Source organism: Ferruginibacter sp., assembly GCF_031430955.1.
Lineage (GTDB): Bacteria > Bacteroidota > Bacteroidia > Chitinophagales > Chitinophagaceae > Ferruginibacter.
In genome coordinates, this window is the sequence record NZ_JANPCM010000168.1 from 1 (window position 1) to 5,184 (window position 5,184).

Here is a 5,184-nt window from a genome sequence, read left to right on the forward strand (position 1 = left end):
ACTGTTTATGTAGATCGTCTAGTTGTAAGGGTTTTGTATCAAAACTTCCATATTGAAGTGCAGCCAGTCTTTGAGCAGGCAGACAGAAGCTTCAAATATCCAGATACTTACAACAATGGAAGTTGGAAAATAACTAAACCTTGTGAAGAAATAAAGGCGATGTCAGATTTTATTAATCTTCATAAAGAAAAATATTCTACTCAAAACTTGTATATTACTGTTCCACAGGCAATTATCTATTTTGCGGATGCTGATGAAAGTGAAGACCCTATAAGTTTAAAAAATCAAACTTGGGAAAAGGTAAAAGCATTTATCAACAAAAAAGTGAGCGACTATTTAAAATAAATTCAACATTTTGCTTGTGAAGAAATTAAAATAATATACAATTACTAAAAATATTTTAATGAAAATAATATTCGCTTTCTCCAAAAAAATATCAATTATTTTATTTTTTATCATCGTTTGCCAAAATATTTCTGCCCAATCCTTTTCCTCTGCCGAAATAACTAAATGGCAAACACAGGCAAAAAACGTAACCATAATTCGTGATAACTACGGAGTGCCGCACATTTATGGCAAAACAGATGCTGATGCAGTTTTTGGTTTATTGTATGCCCAATGCGAAGATGATTTTAAAAGAGTAGAATTAAATTATATTGAAAAACTGGGCCGCATGGCCGAAGTAAAAGGCGAAGCAGCATTATACGACGATCTTTTAATAAAGATGATCATTGACAGTGCTGATGCTGTAAAAGATTATAATAAAGCGCCGGCCTGGTTACAAAAATTATGCAATGCCTTTGCAGATGGCATTAATTATTATCTCTATAAAAATCCAGGAACGAAACCGGCTCTGCTCACCCGCTTTAAACCATGGTATCCTTTATTGTGGACGGATGGCAGCATTGGCGCCATCAGCACTGCAGATATTACCGTTGATGAATTAAAAAACTTTTATTCCGGCGAAGCGCCGGTTGCTATTATAAAAAAGCAGGAAGAAGAAAATGTAACAGGCTCCAATGGTTTTGCCTTTGCACCAAAAATTACCGAATCAAAAAATGCCATTCTTTATATAAACCCCCATGTAACATTTTACTTTCGGCCAGAAGTGCATATTGTTAGCGAAGAAGGGTTGAATGCTTACGGCGCCGTTACTTGGGGCCAGTTTTTTGTGTACCAGGGTTTTAATGAACACTGCGGCTGGATGCATACTTCCAGTGTAGTTGATGCAGCAGATACTTACATAGAAAAAATTTCTAAAAAGAATACTGGCTATGTTTATCAATATAACAATGCACAAAAAAAAGTGATTGAAAAAAAGATATCACTCCATTATAAAGTTGCTGATAATATTGAAACAAAAAATATTACGGCACTCTACACCCATCACGGGCCTGTAATGGCCAACCGCAACGGGCAAATTTTAAGCCTGAGAGCCGACAACAGGATAATGAATGGATTGATACAATGCTGGCAAAGAAATAAAGCCACCAGTTTTATCGCCTTTAAAAAAACATTAGACCTTAAAGGAAACATTAGCAACAATACAGTTTATGCGGATGCCCAAGGGAATATTGCTTACTGGCATGGCAACCGCATCCCAGTAAAAGATAAAAAATACAATTGGAACAAAGCAGTAGATGGTACAATAACAGCAACAGAATGGAAAGGCCTTCATCCAATAAATGAAATTGTACAAAGTATAAATCCCGTAAATGGCTGGTTACAAAATTGTAATTCCACGCCTTTTACTGTTGCCGGTACTAACAGTCCTAAAAAAGAAAACTATCCATTTTATATGGCGCCTGATGGCGAAAATTACCGGGGTATAAATGCCGTACGTGTTTTAGATAACCAAAAAAATTACAACCTTGATAAAGTAATTGCAGCAGGTTACGATACTTATCTTGCCGCATTTGAAAAACTAATTCCTGCTTTAATAAATGCTTTTGAAAAAAATATTGTTCCCAATGATAGTTTGTACTCAAAATTAATTGAGCCAATAACTATTTTAAAAAACTGGGATATGCGTTGCAGTGTAAATTCTGTTGCAACAACTTTAGCAGTTGAATGGGGACAAAAATTAATTCCTAAAATTGTTAAAAGCAATGATGAAGATGAATTCCAGTTTGTTGACCAGGTTACTAAAACCAACCGCTTTATTACAAAAGCAATACCACAAGATCTGCTTGAACCCTTTGCCATTGTAATAAATGAATTACAAAATAAATTTGGCAAATGGGAAATGCCCTGGGGAGATATTAATCGTTTTCAAAGAATATCATCCGATATTGATAATAAATTTGACGATAATAAAGAAAGTATTCCTGTTCCATTTGCATCATCAACGTGGGGTATGTTACCATCGTACACCAGCCGCAATTTTCCCGGCACTGTTAAAAGATATGGCGTAAATGGCAACAGTTTTATTTGTGCGGTGGAGTTTGGAAAAAAAATAAAAGCAAAATCTTTATTAGCCGGGGGCAACAGCGGCAACGAAAACTCTCCGCATTTTTTTGACCAGAGCTTAATGTACAGCCGGGGAAAATTTAAAGATGTATTATTTTATAAAGATGATGTGTTGCAACATGCAGAAAAAAAATATCATCCGGGAGAATAATTTTTTAAAGGAAATTTATTTGTCTTTAAAAGAAATGAAAATATAATTATTCTTTCTAACACTAACAGTGGAATTACAAATGCTCCACATAGCTGCTTCCCGAAATCGGGCTGTATTCGATTTCGGGTGGCTTTTTTGAATACTTTTTTCCGCAAAAAAAGTAACACAACACTCATTCTGTATGCAGAGGTTAATACTGTTTTCAACAACAATCCTGCAATAAACAATAATTGAAAAAATAATTTTATCTTACCATCATGAAATTATTATTAGCACTCTTACTCCCTTTTTCTCTATTAGCCCAAACACCCCCATACGATTTATTGATCCGCAATGGAAAAATAATTGACGGCACCGGCAACAACTGGTACTATGCCGACATTGCCATCACCAAAGGAAAAATAATTGCTATACAAAAAAACATTACTGCCACTGCTACAAAAACAATTGATGCCAAAGGATTAATTGTGGCACCAGGTTTTATTGATGTGCACACCCATATTGAAGGCGACGAAGCCAAAACTCCCACAGCAGATAATTTTATTTATGATGGCGTTACCACAGTTATTGCAGGCAACTGCGGTGCCTCTAATATCGACATTGGAAAATATTTGCAGTGGATAGATTCCTTACAACTTTCTATAAACGTAGCCACATTAATTGGCCACAACGATGTAAGAAAAGCCGTGATGGGCCGTGCCAACCGTGATGCTACTGAAGCAGAATTGTTGCAAATGGAAACCATTGTTGATAATGCTATGAAAGATGGCGCAGTAGGTTTATCAACCGGGTTAATTTATATACCCGGCACCTATACCAAAACGCCGGAGATCATTCGTCTGGCAAAAGTGGCTTCAAAATACAATGGCGTGTATGCAACACACATGAGGGACGAAGGCGACAGTGTAACACAAGCCATTGATGAAGCATTAGCTATTGCAAGAGGTGCCAATATCCCGGTAGAAATTTCGCACTTTAAATTAAGCGGACAACAAAACTGGGGCAGAAGCAATCAAACCTTACCTATGATAATTGCTGCAAGAAATGAAGGGCTCGATGTAACCATCGATCAATATCCATACACCGCCAGCAGTACATCACTCAGTACTTTATTACCCGACGAAATTTTAGCCGACGGACAAGATTCTATTGCAGCAAGACTAAGCAGGCCCGAAATAAAAAAACAGGTAACCGCTTACATCACCAAAAAATTAAAGAACCGTAAATTAAAACATTTAAGTTATGCTGTGGTGGCTTACTACAAAGCAGACACGGCTTTAAATGGAAAAAGTATTGAAGCCATTAATTTATTAAAAGGAAGAAAACATAAAGTAACTGAAGAAGCTGCAACAGTTATGGAGATGATGATCAATGGTGGCGCCGGTATGGTCTTTCATGGTATGAGCGAAAAAGATGTGCAGCACATTATGCAATACCCCTTCAACATGTTTGCAAGCGATGCAAGTATAAGAGCCTTTGGTGCAGGGGCGCCGCACCCACGTGGCTACGGCACCAATGCAAGAGTGTTGGGTAAATATGTACGGGAGCAAAAAGTAATTTCTTTAGAAGAAGCGATAAGAAGAATGACCAGTTTACCAGCACAAAAATTTCAGTTAAAAAATATTGGTTTATTAAAAGAAGGCATGAATGCCGACATTGTAATTTTTAACGAGGCCGAAGTAAATGATGTTAGTACTTTTGAAAAACCGCATGCTTACTCCAAAGGATTTTATTTTGTAATGGTGAATGGCGTGGTAACTGTTGAAAACGAAAAACATTTAGGAGTAAGGGCAGGAAAGGCATTAGCAGGGCCGGGTCTTCGATAATAGTTTTCTTTTTTTATAGTTTAAGTAGTAGAAAAAATCATTGCCGGATAAATTTTGTAATTAGAATAATATCACCCCTTCGGGCAATGTCATTAAGTTAAGCTTTTGTAATGACCTCACCCCAACCCCTCTCCAAAGGAGAGGGAACTGGAATTGGGTCTTTTATAATTTAAAATACCCTTAACTTAATGATATTGCCCTTCGGGATTAAAAAGCCTGAAAGGCTGATATTAATATAGCACAATAGACAAAAGCTTATGCAAAACCCCGAAGGGGTAATATTAATAATTTTCGAGTCATAGTCTTGTTTCGTGTCTCACTAAACATTTATAAAAAACTTTATTACAATAAAAAAATAACCTTCTTAACTCAATAAACTTTCACACCATAAATAATTTTTATGAAAAAGATTTTCCTTCTTGCCACCATCATCATCCTGCAAATACAATTTGCAACCGCACAAAAAATAATACCCCTAACCACTCCCGAAGCTGCAGGCTTTTCTACAGAAAGATTGCAACGCTTAGACAGGGAGATGAATGACTGGGCAAAAAAAGAATGGATGCAGGGTGGTGTAGCACTCATCATCCGCAATGGAAAAATTGCTTATTATAAAGCAGCCGGTGTAAATGATATGGATACCAAATCTGCCTTGCAGAAAAATGCTATCTTCCGCATTGCATCGCAAACAAAAGCCATCACCAGCGTAGCCATGATGATGTTGTTTGAAGAAGGAAA

The 5,184-nt window shown here is 36.7% G+C and carries 4 protein-coding genes; all 4 read left to right on the plus strand.

What is annotated here, in order from left to right; all coding sequences use genetic code 11:
• Positions 1–345: SMODS domain-containing nucleotidyltransferase (locus tag ACY65O_RS04490; protein WP_462219649.1), on the plus strand; the 345-nt coding region annotated here is incomplete at its 5' end.
• A gap of 58 nt (positions 346–403) precedes the next feature.
• Complete coding sequence (locus ACY65O_RS04495) at positions 404–2,620, plus strand: penicillin acylase family protein (RefSeq protein WP_462219650.1); 2,217 nt, start codon at positions 404–406, stop codon at positions 2,618–2,620.
• A 257-nt stretch (positions 2,621–2,877) separates the two neighbouring features.
• On the plus strand, positions 2,878–4,446 hold the full coding sequence (locus ACY65O_RS04500) for an N-acyl-D-amino-acid deacylase family protein (protein WP_462219651.1): 1,569 nt from the start codon (positions 2,878–2,880) through the stop codon (positions 4,444–4,446).
• 400 nt (positions 4,447–4,846) lie between these two features.
• A partial coding sequence (locus ACY65O_RS04505; RefSeq protein WP_462219652.1) for a serine hydrolase occupies positions 4,847–5,184 on the plus strand: 338 nt, incomplete at its 3' end.

Bases quoted from the DNA above. Each gene is read 5' to 3' on its own strand.
- ACY65O_RS04495 (WP_462219650.1), top strand. From the start codon at position 404: ATGAAAATAATATTCGCTTTCTCCAAAAAAATATCAATTATTTTATTT.
- ACY65O_RS04500 (WP_462219651.1), top strand. From the start codon at position 2,878: ATGAAATTATTATTAGCACTCTTACTCCCTTTTTCTCTATTAGCCCAA.